Below are 21406 nucleotides of genomic sequence, written 5' to 3'. Positions count from 1 at the left end.
AGAATCTTTTCGCAAATACATTTTCAAATATCAGATAACCCGCTGATTCAAATCGCCATTCTGTCGTTAAAAGCGGCTAAAAACGCCCTTTTCTGGCAATCGATCCGCCCAGGCGGCTACCCTGCTTTCCCTCCGGATGGCTGAACAGCATCTTATATTCCATTTTGCGCTAAATGACAGATAAATGTTCTTTAAATTACCGATTTCACAGACCTACCATGCAAAAATATCTTAAACGAGTGGGTAAATGGTTATGTCACTGTTTCATTCCGTGAGCGACCTGATCGGTCATACTCCCCTGCTCCAGTTGCACAAACTGGATACCGGGCCCTGCAGTCTGTTTTTAAAACTGGAAAATCAGAACCCGGGCGGATCAATTAAAGATCGGGTTGCGCTGTCGATGATTAACGAAGCCGAGCGTCAGGGCAAACTGGCGCCCGGCGGGACAATTATCGAAGCCACTGCCGGCAATACCGGCCTCGGCCTGGCGCTGATCGCGGCGCAGAAAAATTACCGCCTGATCCTGGTGGTGCCGGACAAAATGAGCCGCGAGAAAATCTTTCACCTGCGGGCGCTGGGCGCGACGGTGCTGCTCACCCGTTCCGACGTCAATAAAGGTCATCCGGCCTATTACCAGGATTATGCCCGCCGCCTTGCCGATGAAACGCCGGGGGCTTTTTATATCGATCAGTTTAACAACGACGCTAATCCGCTGGCGCACGCGACCTCCACCGCGCCGGAACTTTTCCAGCAGCTGGAGGGCGACATCGACGCCATCGTCGTCGGCGTTGGCTCTGGCGGCACGCTGGGCGGGCTTCAGGCCTGGTTTGCAGAACACTCGCCGAAAACGGAATTTATCCTCGCCGATCCGGCGGGCTCGATCCTTGCCGATCAGGTTGATACCGGACGCTACGGCGAAACGGGATCCTGGCTGGTCGAAGGGATTGGAGAAGATTTCATCCCGCCGCTGGCCAGGCTGGAGGGGGTGCATACCGCCTATCGCGTCAGCGACCGCGAAGCGTTCCACACCGCGCGCCAGCTGCTGCAGGTCGAGGGTGTGCTGGCCGGATCCTCCACTGGCACCCTGCTCAGCGCCGCGCTGCGCTACTGCCGGGCGCAAAGCCGTCCGAAGCGGGTGGTGACCTTCGCCTGCGACAGCGGCAATAAATACCTGTCAAAAATGTTCAACGACGACTGGATGCGCCAGCAAGGGCTGATCGCCCGCCCCGAACAGGGCGATCTCAGTGATTTTATCGCCCTGCGCCATGACGAAGGCGCTACCGTCACGGCCGCGCCGGACGACACCCTGGCCGCGGTCTTTACCCGCATGCGGCTGTATGACATCTCCCAGCTGCCAGTTCTGGAGGATGGCCGCGTGGTCGGCATCGTCGATGAGTGGGATTTGATCCGCCACGTACAGGGCGATCGCCAACGCTTCTCCCTGCCGGTCAGCGAAGCGATGAGCCGCCATGTTGAAACTCTCGATAAGCGTGCGCCAGAGAGCGAACTGCAGGCCATTCTCGATCGCGGTCTGGTGGCGGTGATCGCTGACAACGCGCGTTTTCTTGGCCTGGTCACCCGCAGCGATGTACTGACCGCCTGGCGTAACCGAGTAGCACAATAAGGAATTTTTTATGTCATCTATCCACACCCTGAGCGTACATAGCGGAACCTTCACCGACAGCCACGGCGCAGTGATGCCGCCTATTTATGCCACCTCCACTTTCGCTCAGCCGGCGCCGGGGCAGCATACCGGCTATGAATATTCCCGCAGCGGGAATCCTACCCGCCATGCGCTGGAGACGGCGATCGCCGACCTGGAAAACGGTACGCGCGGCTACGCGTTCGCCTCCGGGCTGGCCGCCATCGCCACCGTGCTGGAGCTGCTGGATAAGGACAGTCACCTGGTGGCGGTCGATGATGTGTATGGCGGCACTTACCGCCTGCTGGAAAACGTACGCCGCCGTAGCGCTGGTCTGCAGGTGAGCTGGGTGAAACCCGACGACCTGGCGGGAATTGAAGCGGCGATCCGCCCCGATACGCGCATGATCTGGGTGGAAACGCCCACCAACCCGCTGCTGAAGCTGGCGGATCTCAGCGCTATCGCCGCTATCGCGCGCCGCCATAACCTGATCAGCGTCGCCGATAACACTTTCGCCTCGCCGGCGATCCATCGCCCGCTGGAGCACGGGTTTGATATTGTGGTCCACTCCGCGACTAAGTACCTCAATGGCCATTCCGATGTCGTCGCCGGCCTGGCGGTGGTCGGCGATAACGCCGCGCTCGCGGAGAAGCTTGGCTACCTGCAGAATGCGGTAGGCGGCGTACTCGACCCGTTCAGCAGCTTCCTGACGCTACGCGGCATCCGCACCCTGGCGCTGCGGATGGAGCGCCACAGCGCGAACGCGCTGCAGCTCGCCGAATGGCTGGAACAGCAGCCGGAGGTAGAGCGAGTCTGGTTCCCCTGGCTGGCCTCGCACCCGCACCATCAGCTGGCGCGCCGGCAAATGGCCCTGCCCGGCGGCATGATTTCGGTAGTGGTGAAAGGCGATGACGGTTACGCCGAACGCATCATCAGCAAGCTGCGCTGGTTCACCCTTGCGGAGAGTCTGGGCGGCGTCGAGAGCCTGGTGAGCCAGCCCTTCAGCATGACCCATGCCTCGATCCCGCTGGAGAAGCGCCTGGCGAACGGCATCACGCCGCAGCTGATCCGCCTGTCGGTCGGGATCGAAGATCCTCACGATCTGATTGCCGACTGGCAGCAGGCGCTTCGGGAGGAGTGATTATTCCGACGCGCGGGTCGTCGCCAGCGCGTCAGGCATTCCCTGCTGAAGGTGGGCGATAAACTGCGTCAACTTCGGCAGGGGCCGGCGATCCTGGCGCCAGAGCAGATGCACGGGCCTCGGCTGTGGGGTCCACGCCTCCAGCACCCGCACCAGGCTGCCGCTGGCCAGCGCATCGGCCAGCAGTACCTCCGGCTGCATCAGCAGCCCAGCCCCGGCGATCGCCGCCTGGCGCAGCGCATAGCCATCGTTACAGCGCAAAACCGCATCGCGCTTCCAGCGCACTTCCCCTTCCATGCCCGGCAGCCGCCACTCGTTGCGGGCGGTCCAGACCGTATGGGACAGGCAGAGATGATCGGCGAGATCTTCCGGCCTCCCGGGCGTTCCGTAACGCGCCAGATAAGCCGGCGCGGCGCAGATCACCATCCGATACGGCGCCAGGTAGCGAGCCACCAGATCCTCCTGATGGATCTCGCCAATGCGGATCGCCAGGTCGAACCCCTCATCCACCAGATCGACCATCCGGTTGGTCAGATCCAGTTCCACCCGGACCGCTGGCCAGGCCTGCAGAAAGGTGGCGGTCAGGGGCGCGATCACGCTGGCGCCGAACGAGGTGGGCGCGCTCACCCGCAGGGTGCCGGCGGGCGCCAGCCGCAGCCGCTCAACGGCGCTTTCGGCGATGGAGACCTGCTCCATCACCCGTTTCGCTTCGTCAAAATAGACCCGCCCGGCGTCGGTGAGGCTCTGGCGTCGGGTGTTACGCTCCAGCAGGCGCGTCGCCAGCTGGGTTTCCAGCTGGGCGATATATTTCCCGACCATCACCGCCGACAGCCCCAGGCGCGACGCCGCCCCGGTAAAGCTGCCGCACTCCACCACGGCAATAAACGTCTCCATCCCTCGCAGCTTATCCATATTGCTAACCTCTGGTTAGTAATGTTCTAACTTTTAGCCAGTTTATCCGATATCCGTTTTATTAAAGAATAGCCTCTCACCTCATCAGGAGTCTGCCATGAAAATTATCGTTATCGGTGCCAGCGGCACCATTGGTCGCGCGGTCAGCGAAGAACTGAGCCAGAGACATGACGTTATCCGCGTCGGCCGCACCCGGGGGGATTATCAGGTGGATATCACCTCGCAGGAGAGCGTCGAGGCGCTGTTTGCGCAGACCGGCGAAGTAGACGCCATCGTCTCCACCACCGGTAATCTACACTTTGGGCCGTTAAGCACCATGACCGACAGCCAGTTCAACCTCGGTCTGCAGGACAAACTGCTGGGGCAAATTCGCCTGGCGCTGGTCGGCCAGCATTTCCTGGGCGACGGCGGGTCGATTACCCTGGTCAGCGGCATTGTCGCGCAGGAGCCGATTGCTCAGGGCGTCAATGCCACGACGGTCAACGCCGGTCTGGAAGGCTTTGTGCGGGCCGCCGCCTGCGAACTGCCGCGCGGGATCCGCATCAATCTCATCAGCCCCACCGTGCTCAGCGAGTCGCTGGCGGCCTACGGCGACTTTTTCCCTGGCTTTGCCAGCGTTCCCGCCGCCGCCGTAGCACAGGCCTATCGCCGCAGCATTGAAGGGGTGCAAACCGGCCGCATCTACCCGGTCGGCTACTAGCCTGTGCCGGCCCGCCGGGGCCGGCGCTTACATCAGGCCGTCGTTGCAGGTACACTGACGGCTGATTGTCTCCGGCCGAAAAACTGATGTTGAAAAAATTATCCTTAATTATCCCGCTGCTGGCGCTTATCGTGCTGCTGGTCTGGTGGTTCACTCCGCATTACACCGAGGAAGACGAAGCTTACTACCGGGCGGTATTTTGCGTGATCGATCATGACGACAGCCGCCAGTTCCTCCACGATATGCAAAACATCGTCGAGGGGGGGAATTCTGACTACGCGCTGCATAAAGCACATTACCTGCCGGCGCTGGGGCAGCGGATGCTGGACACCTGGCATCAGCTCAGCCCGCAGGAACAGCAGGCGCTGCGTCAGGACCAGCAGCGCTGTGGCGAGATATTACGAGCAAAACAGCAGGGTAAATAATCCCGGCGGGCTGGCGAAACCGCAGCCCGTCACAGCGCCCGATAAGATCCCGCTGTTGACGAGCCGATCGCTGTCACAAAATCCTCCTCTATCACCGAGCCACAGGAGGACGTTTTTTTCTGCAGTCGTATACGATAAAAAGTAGTTGATCTGGTACGAACTAACTCTTATTTTGCTTCTCAGTTTTCAAAATGAGATAAAACTGATGCCTGTCATTATTGCCAGTAGTGTTAAAGAAGCCAAAGCGTTAATTAACGGTGGGGAATACAGGGAAATTATTCTTAACTTCGATATTGATGCCGATGACTTTTTCTCTCTCGCCAGCCATTCGGCTGGGACAAAAATCTCCATCTCCGACCGAAACGATCGTTCTCCGGTAAAATCAGCAAAATAATTAACCCGTGAGGGACATCTATGTGGTTGTTTATTGGTACCTTTGCGGTGGCTTTTCTCGCAGCGCTGATGTTGGTCTGGCTGGATGATCGCATCGTCGATACGGAGTGACCCCAGCGCTGAACGCTAGCGTCACTCCCTCTCGCTATTGAAGCGAAGAGGATGCGCCGCCGCTAAGCGGCGCACAGCAGGACCGTTACAGGGAGGCCGCCAGCCGCTCAACGGCGGTCAGCAGCCCGGCTTCCGACACCGTTGAGTAGGAAAGACGCAGGGTACGGGTATCCGGATTATCGTGATAAAACGCTTCCCCCGGAACGTATACCACGCCGTTTTCCAGCGTTTTCTTCATCCATTCCATGGTATCGAACGGATAGCGGAAACGCGCCCACAGGAACATCCCCCCCTGCGGGCGGCTGAATTCCAGGTGCTCGCCAAGGCGGCTTTCCAGCGCATCGGCCAGCGCCACGCACTTCTTGCGATAGTCTTCGCGAATCAACGCAATCTGGTTATCCAGCCGGTTCAGGCTGAGGTATTCCGCGGTGATCACCTGCGACAGCATATTGGTATGCAGATCCGCCGCCTGCTTCACGATCACCGTCTGCTGCGCCAGCCAGTCCGGCATGACGATCCAGCCGATACGCATCCCCGGCGCGAGGATCTTTGAAAACGTCGAGGTGTAAACCACTTGATCTTCACAGCCCAGCTCAACAGCGTGCTGATAGAGCGGGCGTCGCACGGCGTCAGTAAAGCTAATTTCACCGTAGGGATCGTCTTCCAGAATGACGAAGTCATATTTTTTCGCCAGCTCGACCAGCCGGCGACGACGCGCCTCGCTCAGCGTTTTACCGCCGGGGTTGCCGAACGTCGGCACCAGGTAAACAGCTTTGACGCGGGTGGTCTCCAGCAGGTCAGCCAGCTGCTCCACCAGCATCCCGTCATCATCGGTATCGACGCTGAGAATATTGGCCTGCGCCAGCTGAAACACCTGCAGCGCCGCCAGATAGGTGGGTCGCTCAACGACGATAGTATCGCCTGGATCGAGCAGCGTGCGGGCAACGATATCCAGCGATTGCTGGGAGCCGGAGGTGATATAGACCTGAGCGGCTGAACAGGTCACGCCACGGGAGTGGCAGATTTCACTCACCGCCTGACGCAGCGGCGGGTAGCCTTCCGTCAGACCGTACTGAAATGCGTCATGAAAACGCTCGCTCATCACCTTCTGCACCGCCAGCTCCAGGCCTTCGGTATCAAACAGTTCCGGGGCCGGAATGCCGCCGCCAAGCGAGATCACGCCCGGCAGTTTACTGTGCTTGAGAAGTTCGCGGACGGCGGAGGGCTTGAGTTCACCCGCGCGGGCGGCGAGACGCCGATCGTGCATACTATTTTCCTTTTCTGTCTTGTTGTTGTGTTAATTATCTTGGCTTTGTTGCAGGTGTTCCCCGGCGGCGCTTACCAGTCCGGGCTATCCTTGTTCGTGTCTCTGCGCTCTCCCCGGACAGGGCAGGAGCCGCTATCCGGGGTCAGCACGTCACGCTTTGTCTTTCAATACGATCAGCGGCTCTATGTCGCTCTCTTTTTTCACCACCAGCGACGAATCGCCGCGCAGGCAGGTACCGCCGTAGTTACCGCCGACGGTAAAGGTGCACACCTGGATATACTTGCCATCCACTTTCGGCAGGCACCACAGCTGCTGGTAGATATTCTTGCGATCGACAAACTGGCCGCTGGTCTTATCCAGAACCTCATCCTGAGGCCCGATCAGGTCGATATTGTTCCCGCAGCGCCCGGAAATGGGCTTCACCGCATAGCCGGTTTTCGCCAGCTCGTCGTTAACCACAAAATCGGTATCCAGCAGATAGCGATGATGCGGGAACAGCGACCACAGCACCGGCAGGATCGCTTTGTTGCCCGGGATCACCGTCCACAGGGGTTCGAATACCAATACTTCAGGACGCAGCAGGACGTCAATCAGTCGCACCTCATTCTGTGGATGCCCGGTACGAATCGGCACCGCCGCGTACTCATCGGCGCTGACTTCGCGCACCTGCTCAATGGCGGTTTCCCATGCCCAGGTTTTCCAGACGCAGTTGACCAGCCGCCCGTCGGCGTCGATCAGCTGGCCGGCCGCATCCCAGCGCAGTTCATCGAGGCCAAAGAGAATTTTGCTCTCGAAACCGGCCTGGGTCAGCGAACGCTGGATAAACTTCGCGTGGTAATTCTCTTCCAGATCCTTGTCCTGCATGATGTGCACGAAAGGCCGCGCCCGGCTGTGTTTCCACGCTCCCGCCAGTTCATCGAGCAGACCTTCCGCCGGATTGTGACCAGTGCCATAGTAGCCCTGCTTCAACCACTGCTCGAGGATCAGCCCGCCTTCGGTATGGCAGGAGGCGGAGTCGGCATTGTACTCGTATACCTTCAGCCCGCGCTCGTCCATGCAAAAATCCATGCGCCCGGTGATCATATGATGACGCCGGCGCTGCCAGGAGAGACGCAGACGCGGCCAGAGGATTTTCGGGATATCGAACAGCGCCAGCAGGTTATCATCCTTCATCACCTTATCGGTGGCGTGCAGATACATCAGGTGCAGCTCGTTGGTGGCTTTAATCAGCTCCTGTTCGGCGCTTTCGCTGATAGTGAAATACTGATAAGGATCCTGATTGATAAAATGGCCGTTGGCCGCCACGTAGGCTTTCTGCAGCGGATCTTTCTCGTTCAGCCATTTGCCGCGGAACTGGCCGTTGTTCGGCAGCCGCGCGCCCTTGATCGCCATCGCCTCACCCGGCAGTACCGGCTGCGGCAGGCTGTGTTCGGTATCGGCGGTCTGGATCATCCAGCCTAAAATTTCGGTATCGGCAAAGGTATCTTTGATGGTGTACCGGCCGGCGTTGACCTCGAGGGTCAGCTCGCGGGTCCACTGCTGGCCCTGCGGCAGCGGCGAGTGAATGACGTTCTGCTCGGCGATACGCACCTTATTGCCGACAAGCTGGGTGATCACCGCGACATGGCCGGTGTGCTTGAACTCGCCGCCCTTCTGCCAGATCAGCAGCGAACCAGCGATCGGCGGACGACGGGAGCCGTTGGCGAAGGCCTGAAGCGGGAGAATGTTGTCATTGACCACTTCGCGCAGAAAGCGCAGGGAGAAGATTTCATAGGCCATCCCCACATCGGTAAAGACAAACCCGTAGGTCAGGAACAGAAAGCGGCGCGCAAACTCCACGCACTGCCATTTATGCCCCATATACTCATTGCCGATGTAGCTGCGAAACGTCGCGTCATCCGGATAATCCTGTGGATTTAAGCTACTGTAATTCGATGAATAAATCGCTACGCCGCCGGGCGCGTAGCCTAACAATGTCCCAAACGGGGCGTCACTGCTTGTCGATCCTTTGCTCATTTAGCCTGACCTCAAATTAATGCAGCCCGGGCAGTTGGCGAAACAAAACTCCCTCTTCTTATCCTGCCGCAGGCACTTACCAGACAGAGGTGTAACGATGATACCACTCATTCGTTTCGCTAATCGTGCCGTTAAGGAAAATAACCCTGCAGCCGGAAGCAGAAGTGATATCGTTATCGGTGATATAACAAAAAACAACGCAACATCAGGAGTCGACAATGAGCACACCCTCGCATCTGAATGCCCAACCGCTGGTCTGGGGACACGGCCCGCGGACGTTTGAGGTGTTCCTTGAGCCCACCTGCCCCTACTCTGTCCGCGCGTTTAATAAACTCGACGATCTGCTCGATGAGGTCGGCGCCGATAACGTCACCATCAAGATACGGCTGCAATCGCAGCCGTGGCATCTGTTCTCCGGGGTGATTGTCCGCTGCATCCTCGCCGCGTCCACCCTGCCGCATGGCAGAGAGCAGGCGCATAAGGTGATGCAGGCCGTGGCAGACCATCGGGAAGAGTTTGAGTTTACCGATCACTGCAGCGGGCCGAACATGAACGCCACCCCGCAGCAAATCATTGAACGCATTGAGCGCTACAGTCACGTGCTGCTGGGGGCCGCCTTTGCCCGCCCGGAGCTGCAGGACGTGATCAAATGGCACAGTAAATATGCCCGCCAGAACGGCATCCATGTCTCGCCGACCTTTATGGTCAATGGCCTGGTGCAGCCGGATCTGGGCAGCGGCGATGATGTCAGCGTGTGGGCCGCGCGGATTATGGCCTGAGGTCACCTGCTACACTTTTTGTACATCCACGAAAAAGGCAAACCAGCATGTCAGAGCAAAACTACCAGCCACCAAAAGTGTGGGAATGGAAGCAAAACAGCGGCGGCGCGTTCGCCAACATCAACCGTCCCGTTTCCGGCGCGACTCATGAACGCGTCCTGCCGGTGGGAACCCATCCGCTCCAGCTATACTCACTCGGCACGCCCAACGGCCAGAAGGTGACGATCATGCTGGAGGAGCTGCTGGCGTTAGGCGTCAGCGGCGCGGAGTACGACGCCTGGCTGATACGCATTGGCGAAGGGGATCAGTTTTCCAGCGGCTTTGTCGAGATCAACCCGAACTCGAAGATCCCGGCCCTCAGCGACCATTCCACCACGCCGCCGACCCGGGTATTTGAGTCCGGCAACATTCTTCTCTATCTGGCGGAAAAATTTGGTTTCTTCCTGCCGAAAGATCCTGCCGGTCGCACCGAAACCCTCAACTGGCTGTTCTGGCTGCAGGGCGCGGCGCCGTTCCTGGGCGGCGGCTTCGGCCACTTCTATAACTATGCGCCAGTGAAGATCGAGTACGCGATCGACCGCTTTACGATGGAAGCCAAACGCCAGCTCGACGTGCTGGACAAACAGCTCGCCCGTGGTCGCTATGTAGCCGGCGAGGAGTACACCATCGCCGATATGGCTGTCTGGCCGTGGTATGGCAACGTCGTGCTGGGCAATGTCTATAACGCAGCGGAGTTTCTCGACGCCGGGAGCTATAAAAACGTGCTGCGCTGGGCGCAGGATGTGGGCAACCGCCCGGCGGTCAAGCGGGGACGCATCGTGAACCGCACCAACGGCCCGCTCAATGAGCAGCTGCATGAGCGCCACGACGCCCGCGACTTTGACACCCAAACGGAAGATAAGCGCCAGGCGTAACGCTCTGACCCACCGGAGGCAACCGCCTCCGGTTGTTAGCTTTCCAGCCGATAGCCCGCCATAAAGTAGCGCATCGCGGTCGAGGAACCACTCTCTTTGAAGAAGTCCATCACCATATCTCTGTCAAGGCCATAGCGACGGGTCAGGATCCCCGCCTCCCACGCGCTGAGCTGGCGGTCGCCGGTTTTTTCAAACATGCGGTGCGAGTAACCAAGCACAAACCCGCGTTTATAGTCGGCGCAAAAATTCGCCGCATGCGCGGCGGTATCAGCATAGGATGCCTGTAGCCCCGCCATTAAGCCTTTGCCAAAATGATTTTCCATCAAGCTCTCCCAATCGTTATATAATAAATTATATAGCGTTTTTTTGAGCGAGCGGTAGCGCTATTTATGACGTTTGCGTTAGCGTAAATACTTATCAAACCATGCCAGCGTGCGTTGCCAGGCCAGATCCGCCGCAGCCCGATCGTAGCGCGGCGTAGAATCATTATGAAAGCCGTGATTCACGCCCTGATAGAGATAGGCCTCGTAGACTTTATGGTGTTCCTTCAACGCCTGTTCATAGGCAGGCCAGCCTTCATTAATGCCGCTATCGAGGCCGGCATAGTGCAGCAGCAGCGGCGCTTTAATTTTATCGACCTCCTTCAGCGGCGGCTGGCGGCCGTAAAACGGCACCGCGCAGGCCAGCTCTGGAATGGCGACCGCCGCCGCGTTGCTGACGCCGCCGCCGTAACAAAAACCGGTGATACCGACCTTCCCCGTCGCCTGCGGATGCTTCGCCATAAACGCGACCGCCGCAAAAAAATCATTCATCAGCTTCACGGGATCGACTTTCTGCTGGAGCGCGCGGCCTTCATCATCATTCCCCGGATAGCCGCCGACGGAGCTCAGGCCATCCGGCGCCAGCGCGATATACCCCGCTTTCGCTACCCGCCGGGCGACGTCTTCAATATAGGGATTCAGGCCGCGGTTCTCATGTACCACCACAACGGCGGGCGCTTTATCGGCTATTTTCGTCGGCGTCACCAGGTAAGCCCGCACTTCGCCGTGGCCGTCAGGAGAGGGATAATGAATATACTCCGGGCGGATATCCGGGTCAGTGAACGGTACCTGCTCTGCCAGGGCATAGTCGGGCTTCAGCAGATTAAACAGCGCCAGCGCGGTCATCCCGCCGACGGCATATTTCCCCGCCAGCTGGAGAAACTCGCGTTTGCTGATTTTACCGTGGGCATAGTAGTCATAATACTCGAGCAGCTGCTGCGGGAAATCTTTGGCCGTTAATCGCGTCATCACCCTGCCTCCGTTGTTTATCGCCTTTTAAGCAAAGCAGAAGCCCGGACATACGCCAGCGCAGTAAAGCAGAAACGGGGAGAAAAAAGCCCGGCAGCTGCCACCGCCGGGAGAGAAGGGATTAGTGTTTCACTTTGGTCAGACGATCGAGGTAGCCCATCACAAAGGCCGACAGCACGAAGGTCAGGTGGATAATCACGTACCACATCAGCTTATTGTCCGGGACGTTTTTCGCATCCATAAACACCCTCAGCAGGTGAATAGAGGAGATCGCCACGATGGAGGCGGCAACCTTATTTTTCAGCGAAGTCGCGTCCATTTTGCCCAGCCAACTGAGTTTTTCTTTACCCTCGTTAATATCCAGCTGCGAGACAAAATTTTCATACCCAGAGAACATCACCATCACCAGCAAACCGCCCACCAGGGTCATATCCACCAGCGACAGCAGGGTCAGAATCATATCCGACTCACTGACGCTAAAAATATGCGGCAGTATGTGGAAGATCTCCTGAAAAAATTTGATGGTCAGCGCAATCAGACCGAGCGAGAGGCCAAAATAAACCGGCGCCAGCAGCCAGCGCGAGGCGTACATAGCATTTTCCAGAAAGCGTTCCATAAGATCCTGTCAGTTAACAAAAAGAAGCGACATTATATCCCAGACAGATAACGTGATGGCAACGCCAGGCCAACACTTCGCTGGCAGACGACAATAAAAAAGGCCGGCGCGCGGCCAGCCTTTTCAGGAAAAGCATCGGGTTATTTGGCTTTGACGGTCTCTTCGCCCACCAGCCCGATCTTGAGATATCCCGCCTGATGCAGGGTATCCATCACTTTCATCATCGTCTCGTAATCGACGGTTTTATCCGCGCGGAAGAAGACGGTGGTATCTTTTTTGCCGGCGGTCAGGCTATCCAGGGCGTTAATCATATTCGCTTCGGTCACCGGGTCGTTGCCGAGGAACATGCTCTTATCCGCCTTCACCGACAGGTAGATAGGTTTTTCCGGTCGCGGTTGCGGCTGGCTGGAGGAGGCCGGCAGATTCACCTTCACGTCGACCGTCGCCAGCGGCGCGGCCACCATAAAGATAATCAGCAGAACCAGCATGACGTCGATAAACGGCGTCACGTTGATCTCATGCATTTCGCCGTTATCGTCCAGATTTTCATTAAGACGCATCGCCATAGCCGATCAACCTACCCGTAATTTCTGCGCGCTGCGCACCGGCTTCACGCCGCTGGCGCTGAGGTCCAGGTCGCGGCTTTGCAGCAGGAGTACCTGAGCGGCGACATCGCCGAGCGAGGCCTTATAGCTGCCGATCATGCGGGCGAAGATGTTATAGATGACCACCGCCGGGATGGCGGCGAACAGGCCGATGGCCGTCGCCAGCAGCGCTTCCGCGATGCCCGGCGCCACCACCGCAAGGTTGGTGGTCTGGGTCTGAGCGATGCCGATAAAGCTGTTCATGATGCCCCAGACGGTCCCGAACAGGCCCACGAACGGCGAAATGGCGCCGATGGTGGCCAGGTAGCCGTTGCCGCGCCCCATATGGCGACCGACGGCCGCGACGCGGCGTTCAAGGCGGAAACCGGTTCTTTCCTTGATGCCTTCATTGTCTTCGGCGCCGGCGGAGAGTTCGAGTTCGTTCTGCGCTTCATTGATAAGCTGGGTGGTGAGGCTTTTCGCCTCAAAGGCGCTGGCGATATCGCTGGCCTGATCGAGAGAGCGGGCTTCCGCCAGCTGCTGCTGTTCGCGTTTGAGGCGACGCTTACTGGCGAGGATTTCCGCCCCTTTGCCGAAGAAGATGGCCCAGGTGACGACTGACGCCAGAATCAGGCCAATCATCACCACCTTAACGACAATATCAGCATGATGATACATACCCCAAACGGAGAGATCCGCCTGCATCAAATTATTACCCACGCTCTATCTCCACGACGATAATCACAAAATCTGCCCTCAATAATATCAAAACGACATCGAATTGATAGTGGTTCTCATTAGTATTTACACTGTGCAGCAAATCACGTTTATTTTCCTTGCGCTTACGCAGTAAAAAAGTGGCTAACCGCGGGCCTGGTAAAATTTTCGCCTGTATCGGCAGCGCGCTGGTACAGAAAAGAAGAATCATGCTAGTTTAGACGTCCAGACGTATAAAAACAGGTTCATCAACATGGCTGATAAACATCTTGATACCGCGCTGGTCAACGCCGGGCGGAGCAAAAAGTACACCCAGGGCTCAGTGAACAGCGTGATCCAGCGCGCGTCATCGCTGGTTTTCGACACCGTAGAGGCCAAAAAGCACGCCACTCGCAATCGGGCCAACGGCGAGCTGTTTTACGGGCGTCGCGGCACCCTGACCCACTTCTCGCTGCAGGAAGCGATGTGCGAGCTGGAAGGCGGCGCCGGCTGCGCCCTCTTCCCCTGCGGCGCCGCCGCGGTAGCCAACACTATCCTGGCGTTTGTCGAGCAGGGCGACCATGTGCTGATGACCAATACCGCCTATGAGCCAAGCCAGGACTTTTGTACCAAAATTCTCGCTAAACTCGGCGTCACCACCAGCTGGTTCGATCCCTTAATCGGCGCTGATATTGCCCAACTTATTCGGCCGGAGACCCGCGTGGTGTTCCTGGAATCGCCCGGATCCATCACCATGGAAGTGCATGATGTGCCAGCGATTGTCGCCGCCGTGCGTCAGGTCGCGCCGGAAGCGATTATCATGATCGATAACACCTGGGCGGCGGGGATTCTGTTCAAAGCGCTGGATTTTGGCATTGATATTTCCATCCAGGCAGGCACCAAATACCTGATCGGCCACTCCGACGCCATGGTCGGCACCGCGGTGGCGAACGCGCGCTGCTGGCCGCAGCTGCGTGAGAATGCCTATCTGATGGGGCAAATGCTGGACGCCGATACCGCCTATATGACCAGCCGCGGCCTGCGCACGCTGGGCGTCCGCCTGCGTCAGCATCATGAAAGCAGCCTGCGCATCGCCGAGTGGCTGGCGCAGCATCCGCAGGTGGCGCGGGTCAACCACCCCGCCCTGCCCGGCAGTAAAGGCCATGAGTTCTGGAAACGCGATTTTACCGGCAGCAGCGGGCTGTTCTCGTTTGTGCTCAACAAGCGTCTCAACGACGCTGAGCTGGCAGAGTATCTCGACAACTTCTGCCTGTTCAGCATGGCCTACTCGTGGGGCGGCTTTGAATCGCTGATACTGGCCAATCAGCCGGAGCAAATCGCTCACATCCGACCGGATGCGGAAGTCGACTTCAGCGGCACGCTGATCCGTTTGCACATTGGTCTCGAAAATGTTGACGATCTGCAGGCGGATTTAGCAGCGGGCTTCGCGCGTATCGTGTAAAGTGACAGTCAGTGGCAACAATAGCGGACGCTTTTTATCGGAGCGGCCGCTTTTGTTGCGCCCGGGATCAAGGTGCTCGGGTCTCTTCAGGAGTACACTAGTCAACAATACGGTACCACTTAGGAAAGTCCATGGTTGTCATTCAAGAGATTGTCGCCGCGCTGTGGCAACATGATTTTGCCGCACTGGCGAACCCTCATGTTGTGGGCGTTGTATATCTGGTTATGTTCGCGACCCTGTTTCTGGAAAACGGGCTGCTGCCTGCCTCCTTTTTACCTGGAGACAGCCTGCTGCTGCTCGCCGGCGCGCTGATTGCTAAAGGCGTCATGGACTTTGTGCCCACTATCGCCATTCTGACCGCCGCCGCCAGCCTCGGCTGCTGGCTGAGCTATGTACAGGGGCGCTGGCTGGGCAATACGCAAACGGTGAAAGGCTGGCTGGCGCACCTGCCGCATAAGTACCATCAGCGCGCCACCTGCATGTTTGACCGCCACGGTCTGCTGGCGCTGCTCGCGGGCCGCTTTCTGGCCTTTGTCCGTACCCTGCTGCCAACCATGGCGGGGATTTCCGGTCTGCCGAACCGCCGCTTCCAGTTCTTCAACTGGCTGAGCGCCCTGCTGTGGGTCGGCGTGGTCACGGGCCTCGGCTATGCGCTGAGCATGATCCCGTTCGTGAAACGTCATGAAGATCAGGTGATGACCTGCCTGATGATCCTGCCAATTGCCCTGCTGCTGGCTGGCCTGCTCGGCACGCTGTTCGTGGTGATCAAAAAGAAATACTGCAGCGCCTGACGTTGACTGCCGGGGGGGCTGCGCCCGCCCGGCCTGCTCCCTCCCCCGGTCTTACATCCCCTGCATCATACGAATACGCGCGGCGTCTTCCCCGGGCGTCATCCCGAAGTAGCGCTTAAACTCGCGGCTGAACTGGGAAGGACTTTCATAGCCCACCTGTATCGCCGCCGCGCTGGCCTTCATGCCGTCATGGATCATCAGCATGCGCGCCTTGTGCAAACGGTAGGTTTTCAGATACTGCAGCGGCGAAGTGCTGGTCACCGCTTTAAAATTATGGTGAAACGCCGACACGCTCATATTCGCTTCGGCCGCCAGCCGATCGACGCTGAGGTTTTCGGTGTACTGACTCTCGATATGCTTGAGCACGCGGCTAATCAGGCTGAAGTGGGTCTGCCGGCTGACCAGCGCCAGCAGCGCGCCGCCGCAGGGTCCCGTCAGCACATAGTAGAGGATTTCACGGACGATCTGCTTGCCAAGGATCCGCGCGTCCAACGGCCGCTCCATCACGTCGAGCAGCCGTTCAGCAGCGCACAAGATGTCCTCCGAAAGCACTGCGGAGTTTATCCCGCTGGAGGCAACGGCGGGCTGAAACAGCGGATCCTCGCCAATGTCCATCAGCAGCTCCTGCAGCTGCAGGATATCGACGTTCAGGCGCATCCCGGCCAGGGGCACCTCCGGGGTGGCAAAGGTTTCGCACTCGAAGGGCAGCGGTACGGTCAGCAGTAGATATTCGTTTGTATCGTAGCGAAACGTCCGCTCATTGATATAACCAATTTTATGGCCAGAAAAGAGAAAAACGATCCCCGGCTGGTACATCACCGGCATCCGCGGTCCCGGCTGCGTCCCGTACAGCAGGCGAACGTCAGGTAGCAGCGAACTTAACATTTCGTGCTTATCTTTCAGCTGGTTAACCTTCTCTGTCAGTGTCCGACATATCTCTGCGTGTTGCATTGCCACCGTCTCTCCCGATGTTTCTTCACCTATATATTGTGCGCAGGTCGCCGCGGATTCTCCAGCCATATGGAGAAATAGGCAAGACATAGGCAGAAATGTGCATTGAGGGGCAACGGCGCGAGGACCACAATAACCGTCATCGGGCAGCGGTATCGTCCCTGTCGGCAGTTTTACTCTTTGGAGGACCCAAGCAATGAATAATTTTGACCTGCATACCCCAACCCGCATTCTGTTTGGCAAAGGCGCGATTGAAAAGCTGCGTGAACAGATCCCGGCGGAAGCTCGCGTACTGATCACCTACGGCGGCGGCAGCGTGAAAAAAACGGGCGTCCTGGATCAGGTACTGACCGCCCTGAATGGCCTGGACGTCCTTGAATTTGGCGGCATCGAGCCGAACCCGTCTTACGAAACCCTAATGAATGCGGTGAAGCTCGCCCGCGAAGAGAAGGTCACTTTCCTGCTGGCGGTCGGCGGCGGTTCGGTGCTGGATGGCACCAAATTTATCGCGGCAGCAGCCCACTATGACGCCAACATTGATCCGTGGGAAATTCTGGAAACCTATGGCAGTAAGATCGCCAGCGCCATTCCAATGGGCTCGGTTCTCACTCTGCCGGCGACCGGTTCTGAATCAAACAAAGGGGCGGTGATTTCGCGGAAAACTACCGGCGACAAACGCGCGTTTATGTCTTCGCACGTTCAGCCTCAGTTCGCGATCCTCGACCCGGTCTACACCTATACCCTGCCGCCGCGCCAGGTCGCCAACGGCGTGGTTGACGCTTTCGTCCATACCGTCGAACAGTACGTCACCTACCCGGTTGACGGCAAAATTCAGGACCGCTTCGCCGAAGGCATTCTCCTGACCCTGATCGAGGATGGCCCGAAAGCGCTGCAGGAGCCGGAAAATTATAACGTGCGCGCCAACATTATGTGGGCCGCGACCCAGGCGCTGAACGGCCTGATCGGCGCTGGCGTGCCGCAGGACTGGGCAACGCATATGCTTGGTCACGAACTGACGGCGATGCATGGTCTCGATCACGCCCAGACGCTGGCTATCGTTCTGCCGGCGCTGTGGAATGAGAAGCGCGATACCAAGCGCGAGAAGCTGCTGCAATATGCTGAGCGCGTGTGGCATATCACCGAGGGCTCCGACGACCAGCGCATCGATGCCGCCATCGCTGCGACGCGCCAGTTCTTCGAGCAGATGGGGGTGCCGACCCGCCTTTCCGATTACGGTCTCGACGGGAGCTCCATCCCGGCGCTGCTGGCGAAACTGGAAGAGCACGGCATGACCAAACTGGGCGAGCATCAGGATATCACCCTTGACGTCAGCCGCCGTATCTACGAGGCTGCCCGCTAAGTTACCCCGCCTGATTCACCTCTCCTTACGTTAAACAAACGTCGGGGAGGGGTGTTTTTACTACCGTTTTTAGCTATTTCGTCCAGACTTAATGCTACCCCTCGGCGGATCCTGCTTCGCCGAGTTCATTAACAGGAGGAAGGCATGACACATCCAACCGTTATAAAACTACACGACGGCAACCTGATGCCGCAGCTGGGTCTCGGCGTGTGGAAAGCTGGCAACGAGGAAGTCGTCTCCGCCATTCATAAGGCGCTGGAAGTCGGTTATCGCTCTTTTGACACCGCCGCCGCGTACCAAAATGAGGCTGGCGTCGGCAACGCGCTGCAAAGCGCTGGCGTCAATCGCGATGAGCTGTTCATCACCACCAAGCTATGGAACGACGATCAAAAACGGCCGCACGAGGCGCTGAAAGAGAGTCTCAGCAAGCTGAAACTGGACTATGTGGATCTCTATTTAATCCACTGGCCGGTGCCGGCTATCGGCCATTACGTCGAGGCCTGGCAGGCGCTGATTGAGCTGCAGCAGCAGGGGCTGGCGAAGAGCATCGGCGTGTGTAATTTCCAGGTGCCGCATCTGCAGAAGCTGATTGATGAAACCGGCGTCGCGCCGGTGATCAACCAGATAGAGCTGCATCCGCTGCTTCAGCAGCGGCAGCTGCACGCCTGGAACGCCACCCACAAGATCCAGACCGAATCCTGGAGCCCGCTGGCCCAGGGCGGTAAGGGCGTCTTCGATCAGAAAGTCATCCATCAGCTGGCTGATAAATATGGTAAAACGCCGGCGCAGATTGTCATCCGCTGGCATCTAGACAGCGGTCTGGTGGTGATCCCGAAATCCGTCACGCCGTCGCGCATCGCTGAAAACTTTAACGTCTGGGATTTTCGCCTGGATAAAGAGGAGCTGGGTGAGATTGCGAAGCTGGATCAGGGCAAGCGTCTGGGTCCTGACCCGGATCAGTTCGGCGGATAACAGGTAAAAAAGCCGGGCTGCGCTGATGCGTGCCCGGCTTGAGAAACCACCCGGCCAGCGAAACGCAGCCGGGCGCAAAGTCAGGCTTAACGCCCGGCGACTTTACCCCGTTTGACGGGCTTTTTCGCCGTTGCGCCACCGTTAGAACGCTGATGCGCAATCGGCGTGTGCTTGGTCAGCGCCGGGCGGGTATGACGGTTCTGGCGACGCGCTTCGCGCATCTCATCCAGGGTCGGCGCCGGCACCAGGCAGTCGCGACGAGAGCCAATCAGGTGTTTCTTGCCCATCGCCTCCAGCGCCTGACGGATCAGCGGCCAGTTGGCCGGATCGTGGTAGCGCAGCAGCGCTTTGTGCAGACGGCGTTGTTTATCGCCCTTCGGCACCACCACCTCTTCACTCTTATAGCCGATCTTGCCCAGCGGGTTTTTGCCGGTGTAATACATGGTGGTCGAGTTCGCCAGCGGCGACGGATAGAAGTTCTGCACCTGGTCGAGACGGAAGCGGTGCTTCTTCAGCCACAGCGCCAGGTTCACCATGTCTTCATCACGGGTCCCCGGGTGGGCGGAGATAAAGTACGGGATCAGATACTGCTCTTTACCCGCCTGCTTCGAATAGGTGTCGAACAGCTCTTTAAAGCGGTCGTAGCTGCCCATTCCCGGCTTCATCATCTTCGACAGCGGGCCCTCTTCGGTATGCTCCGGCGCGATCTTCAGATAGCCGCCGACGTGGTGGGTCGCCAGCTCTTTAATATAGCGCGGATCTTCGACCGCGATGTCATAGCGTACCCCGGAGGCGATAAGGATCTTCTTGATGCCCTTCAGCTCGCGGGCGCGACGGTAAAGGTTGATCGTCGGCTCATGGTTGGTATCCATGTGCGGGCAGATATCCGGGTAGACGCAGGAGAGACGGCGACAGGTCTGCTCGGCGCGTGGCGATTTGCAGCGCAGCATATACATGTTGGCGGTGGGTCCGCCGAGATCGGAGATCACGCCGGTAAAGCCCGGCACCGTGTCGCGAATGGCTTCGATCTCATTGATGATCGAATCCTCAGAACGGCTCTGGATAATGCGTCCTTCGTGCTCGGTGATCGAGCAGAACGAACAGCCGCCGAAGCAGCCGCGCATGATGTTGATAGAGAAGCGGATCATCTCATACGCCGGGATGCGCGCATCGCCATAGGAAGGATGCGGCACGCGCTTGTAGGGCAGCGCGAAAACGCTGTCCATCTCTTCGGTGGAGAGCGGGATTGCCGGCGGGTTGATCCAGATGTAGCGCTCGCCGTGCTTTTGCATCAGCGCCCGGGCGCAGCCGGGGTTGGTTTCATGGTGCAGAATGCGCGAGGCGTGAGCGTACAGGACCTTATCGCCTTTCACCTTCTCGAAGGAGGGCAGCAGCACATAGGTCTTTTCCCACGGTTTTGGCCGCGGCGGCTGCACGACAACGGCTTTAGCCTCGGCTTTTTTCGGGGCCACCGGTTTGTTGTCTGCACACGGCAGATCTTCACCATACGGGTGCGGGATGGGGTCGATTTTGCCCGGGGTATCCAGACGGGTGGAGTCAACGCCGCTCCAGCCCGGGAGGGCCTCTTTCACCATGATGGCGGTATTGCGCACATCGCGGATCTGATCGATGGTTTCGCCCATCGCCAGGCGATGAGCCACTTCCACCAGCGGACGCTCGCCGTTGCCGAACATCAGCATATCGGCCTTGGAGTCCACCAGCACCGAGCGGCGCACGGTATCGGACCAGTAATCATAGTGGGCGGTACGGCGCAGGCTGGCTTCGATGCCGCCGAGGATCACGGGCACATCTTTCCACGCCTCTTTACAGCGCTGGGTGTAGACCAGGGTGGCGCGGTCCGGACGCTTGCCCGCCACGTTGCCGGCGGTGTAAGCGTCATCATGACGCAGCTTACGGTCGGCGGTGTAGCGGTTGATCATCGAGTCCATGTTGCCGGCGGTCACGCCGAAGAACAGGTTCGGTTTGCCCAGACGCATGAAGTCGTCTTTGGTGTTCCAGTCCGGCTGGGAGATGATCCCCACGCGGAACCCCTGCGCTTCCAGCATACGGCCGCAGATGGCCATCCCGAAGCTCGGGTGGTCGACGTAGGCGTCGCCGGTCACCAGAATAATGTCGCAGCTATCCCAGCCAAGTTGATCCATCTCTTCACGCGACATCGGTAAAAATGGCGCAGGGCCGAAACAGGCAGCCCAGTATTGCGGCCAGGAAAAAAGGTCACGATCCGGTTGGATCAGGGATATTGCGCTCATATTGCTTCCGGGGAAAATGATAAAAAAATAACCAAAAGGGCGTGAATTATAAGCCGGAATGATAGTGGAAATGAAGGAGGATTTTCTCAAACCCTGACCGTATGCCGGCCAGGGT

General features: G+C 58.4%; 22 protein-coding genes. 11 read left to right on the top strand and 11 right to left on the bottom strand.

Annotated features, from left to right (window positions below; all coding sequences use genetic code 11):
* Positions 1 to 247: 247 nt before the first annotated feature.
* Positions 248 to 1624, top strand: a complete 1377-nt coding sequence (locus ACLEXF_RS15810; RefSeq protein WP_017899761.1) for a pyridoxal-phosphate dependent enzyme — start codon at positions 248 to 250, stop codon at positions 1622 to 1624.
* A gap of 10 nt (positions 1625 to 1634) precedes the next feature.
* The gene (locus ACLEXF_RS15805; protein ID WP_004205199.1) at positions 1635 to 2783 is read left to right on the top strand and encodes a trans-sulfuration enzyme family protein; all 1149 of its coding nucleotides are present in this window, start codon (positions 1635 to 1637) and stop codon (positions 2781 to 2783) included.
* Here ACLEXF_RS15805 and ACLEXF_RS15800 read toward each other — a convergent pair whose 3' ends face one another.
* Positions 2784 to 3695 carry a LysR family transcriptional regulator gene (locus ACLEXF_RS15800; RefSeq protein WP_004205200.1) on the bottom strand — a complete coding sequence of 304 codons (912 nt, stop codon included), beginning with the start codon at positions 3693 to 3695 and terminating at the stop codon, positions 2784 to 2786.
* Between the two features lie 97 nt (positions 3696 to 3792).
* Here ACLEXF_RS15800 and ACLEXF_RS15795 point away from each other — a divergent pair, with 97 nt between their 5' ends.
* The 3 genes from ACLEXF_RS15795 to ACLEXF_RS15785 all read left to right on the top strand — a co-directional run bounded on the left by ACLEXF_RS15795 (position 3793) and on the right by ACLEXF_RS15785 (position 5214).
* Positions 3793 to 4395 (top strand): short chain dehydrogenase, encoded by a 603-nt coding sequence (locus ACLEXF_RS15795; RefSeq protein ID WP_004205201.1) that lies wholly within the window; start codon positions 3793 to 3795, stop codon positions 4393 to 4395.
* A gap of 86 nt (positions 4396 to 4481) precedes the next feature.
* A complete protein-coding gene (locus tag ACLEXF_RS15790) occupies positions 4482 to 4820 on the top strand; it encodes a hypothetical protein (protein WP_136023349.1) in 339 nt (112 codons plus the stop codon).
* Positions 4821 to 5025: 205 nt separating this feature from the next.
* Entirely contained in the window at positions 5026 to 5214 is a 189-nt protein-coding gene (locus ACLEXF_RS15785) for a hypothetical protein (RefSeq protein WP_004205204.1), read from the top strand.
* A gap of 195 nt (positions 5215 to 5409) precedes the next feature.
* Here ACLEXF_RS15785 and ACLEXF_RS15780 read toward each other — a convergent pair whose 3' ends face one another.
* From ACLEXF_RS15780 to ACLEXF_RS15770, 3 genes are all read right to left on the bottom strand, one after another.
* A complete protein-coding gene (locus ACLEXF_RS15780; protein WP_004205205.1) occupies positions 5410 to 6591 on the bottom strand; it encodes a PLP-dependent aminotransferase family protein in 1182 nt (393 codons plus the stop codon).
* 150 nt (positions 6592 to 6741) lie between these two features.
* Entirely contained in the window at positions 6742 to 8607 is a 1866-nt protein-coding gene (gene gss / locus ACLEXF_RS15775; RefSeq protein ID WP_004205206.1) for a bifunctional glutathionylspermidine amidase/synthase, read from the bottom strand.
* 76 nt (positions 8608 to 8683) lie between these two features.
* A complete protein-coding gene (locus ACLEXF_RS15770) occupies positions 8684 to 8791 on the bottom strand; it encodes a hypothetical protein (protein ID WP_032426103.1) in 108 nt (35 codons plus the stop codon).
* Positions 8792 to 8825: 34 nt separating this feature from the next.
* Here ACLEXF_RS15770 and ACLEXF_RS15765 point away from each other — a divergent pair, with 34 nt between their 5' ends.
* Positions 8826 to 9386, top strand: a complete 561-nt coding sequence (locus tag ACLEXF_RS15765; RefSeq protein WP_004150918.1) for a DsbA family protein — start codon at positions 8826 to 8828, stop codon at positions 9384 to 9386.
* Between the two features lie 47 nt (positions 9387 to 9433).
* The gene (gene yghU, locus ACLEXF_RS15760; protein WP_002916742.1) at positions 9434 to 10300 is read left to right on the top strand and encodes a glutathione-dependent disulfide-bond oxidoreductase; all 867 of its coding nucleotides are present in this window, start codon (positions 9434 to 9436) and stop codon (positions 10298 to 10300) included.
* A gap of 35 nt (positions 10301 to 10335) precedes the next feature.
* On the opposite strand, the gene ACLEXF_RS15755 is transcribed toward yghU, so the two are convergent.
* The 5 genes from ACLEXF_RS15755 to exbB form a co-directional block, all read right to left on the bottom strand.
* Positions 10336 to 10623: a DUF2623 family protein gene (locus tag ACLEXF_RS15755; RefSeq protein WP_004205207.1), complete on the bottom strand. Its 288-nt coding sequence runs from the start codon at positions 10621 to 10623 to the stop codon at positions 10336 to 10338.
* A gap of 78 nt (positions 10624 to 10701) precedes the next feature.
* Positions 10702 to 11589, bottom strand: coding sequence for a YghX family hydrolase (gene yghX / locus ACLEXF_RS15750; RefSeq protein WP_023319154.1), 888 nt, complete (start codon positions 11587 to 11589; stop codon positions 10702 to 10704).
* 121 nt (positions 11590 to 11710) lie between these two features.
* Positions 11711 to 12205, bottom strand: a complete 495-nt coding sequence (locus ACLEXF_RS15745; RefSeq protein ID WP_004105804.1) for a TIGR00645 family protein — start codon at positions 12203 to 12205, stop codon at positions 11711 to 11713.
* A gap of 140 nt (positions 12206 to 12345) precedes the next feature.
* The gene (exbD, locus tag ACLEXF_RS15740) at positions 12346 to 12771 is read right to left on the bottom strand and encodes a TonB system transport protein ExbD (protein WP_002916785.1); all 426 of its coding nucleotides are present in this window, start codon (positions 12769 to 12771) and stop codon (positions 12346 to 12348) included.
* Between the two features lie 6 nt (positions 12772 to 12777).
* Complete coding sequence (exbB, locus tag ACLEXF_RS15735) at positions 12778 to 13509, bottom strand: tol-pal system-associated acyl-CoA thioesterase (protein WP_004174395.1); 732 nt, start codon at positions 13507 to 13509, stop codon at positions 12778 to 12780.
* A 250-nt stretch (positions 13510 to 13759) separates the two neighbouring features.
* On the opposite strand from exbB, the gene metC reads away from it, so the two are divergent.
* Positions 13760 to 14947 (top strand): cystathionine beta-lyase, encoded by a 1188-nt coding sequence (gene metC / locus ACLEXF_RS15730; RefSeq protein ID WP_043520946.1) that lies wholly within the window; start codon positions 13760 to 13762, stop codon positions 14945 to 14947.
* 131 nt (positions 14948 to 15078) lie between these two features.
* Entirely contained in the window at positions 15079 to 15738 is a 660-nt protein-coding gene (yghB, locus tag ACLEXF_RS15725; protein WP_004205217.1) for a DedA family general envelope maintenance protein YghB, read from the top strand.
* 51 nt (positions 15739 to 15789) lie between these two features.
* Here the strand turns inward: yghB and ACLEXF_RS15720 are convergent, their stop codons facing one another.
* Positions 15790 to 16689, bottom strand: coding sequence for an AraC family transcriptional regulator (locus ACLEXF_RS15720; RefSeq protein ID WP_023319156.1), 900 nt, complete (start codon positions 16687 to 16689; stop codon positions 15790 to 15792).
* A 196-nt stretch (positions 16690 to 16885) separates the two neighbouring features.
* Between ACLEXF_RS15720 and yqhD the strand changes: the two genes are divergently transcribed.
* Together yqhD and dkgA are read left to right on the top strand one after the other, a co-directional pair.
* A complete protein-coding gene (yqhD, locus tag ACLEXF_RS15715; protein WP_044524721.1) occupies positions 16886 to 18049 on the top strand; it encodes an alcohol dehydrogenase in 1164 nt (387 codons plus the stop codon).
* Positions 18050 to 18193: 144 nt separating this feature from the next.
* Positions 18194 to 19021: a 2,5-didehydrogluconate reductase DkgA gene (gene dkgA, locus ACLEXF_RS15710; protein ID WP_004205220.1), complete on the top strand. Its 828-nt coding sequence runs from the start codon at positions 18194 to 18196 to the stop codon at positions 19019 to 19021.
* Positions 19022 to 19107: 86 nt separating this feature from the next.
* On the opposite strand, the gene ACLEXF_RS15705 is transcribed toward dkgA, so the two are convergent.
* Positions 19108 to 21381, bottom strand: a complete 2274-nt coding sequence (locus ACLEXF_RS15705; protein ID WP_270036468.1) for a YgiQ family radical SAM protein — start codon at positions 21379 to 21381, stop codon at positions 19108 to 19110.
* Positions 21382 to 21406 lie beyond the last annotated feature (25 nt).

This window comes from Klebsiella pneumoniae complex sp. WS1778 (genome assembly GCF_049472055.1).
Classification (GTDB): Bacteria; Pseudomonadota; Gammaproteobacteria; order Enterobacterales; family Enterobacteriaceae; genus Klebsiella; species Klebsiella quasipneumoniae.
The sequence above is the reverse complement of the archived record's forward strand: the minus strand, read 5'-3'. Positions and strand labels throughout refer to the sequence as shown.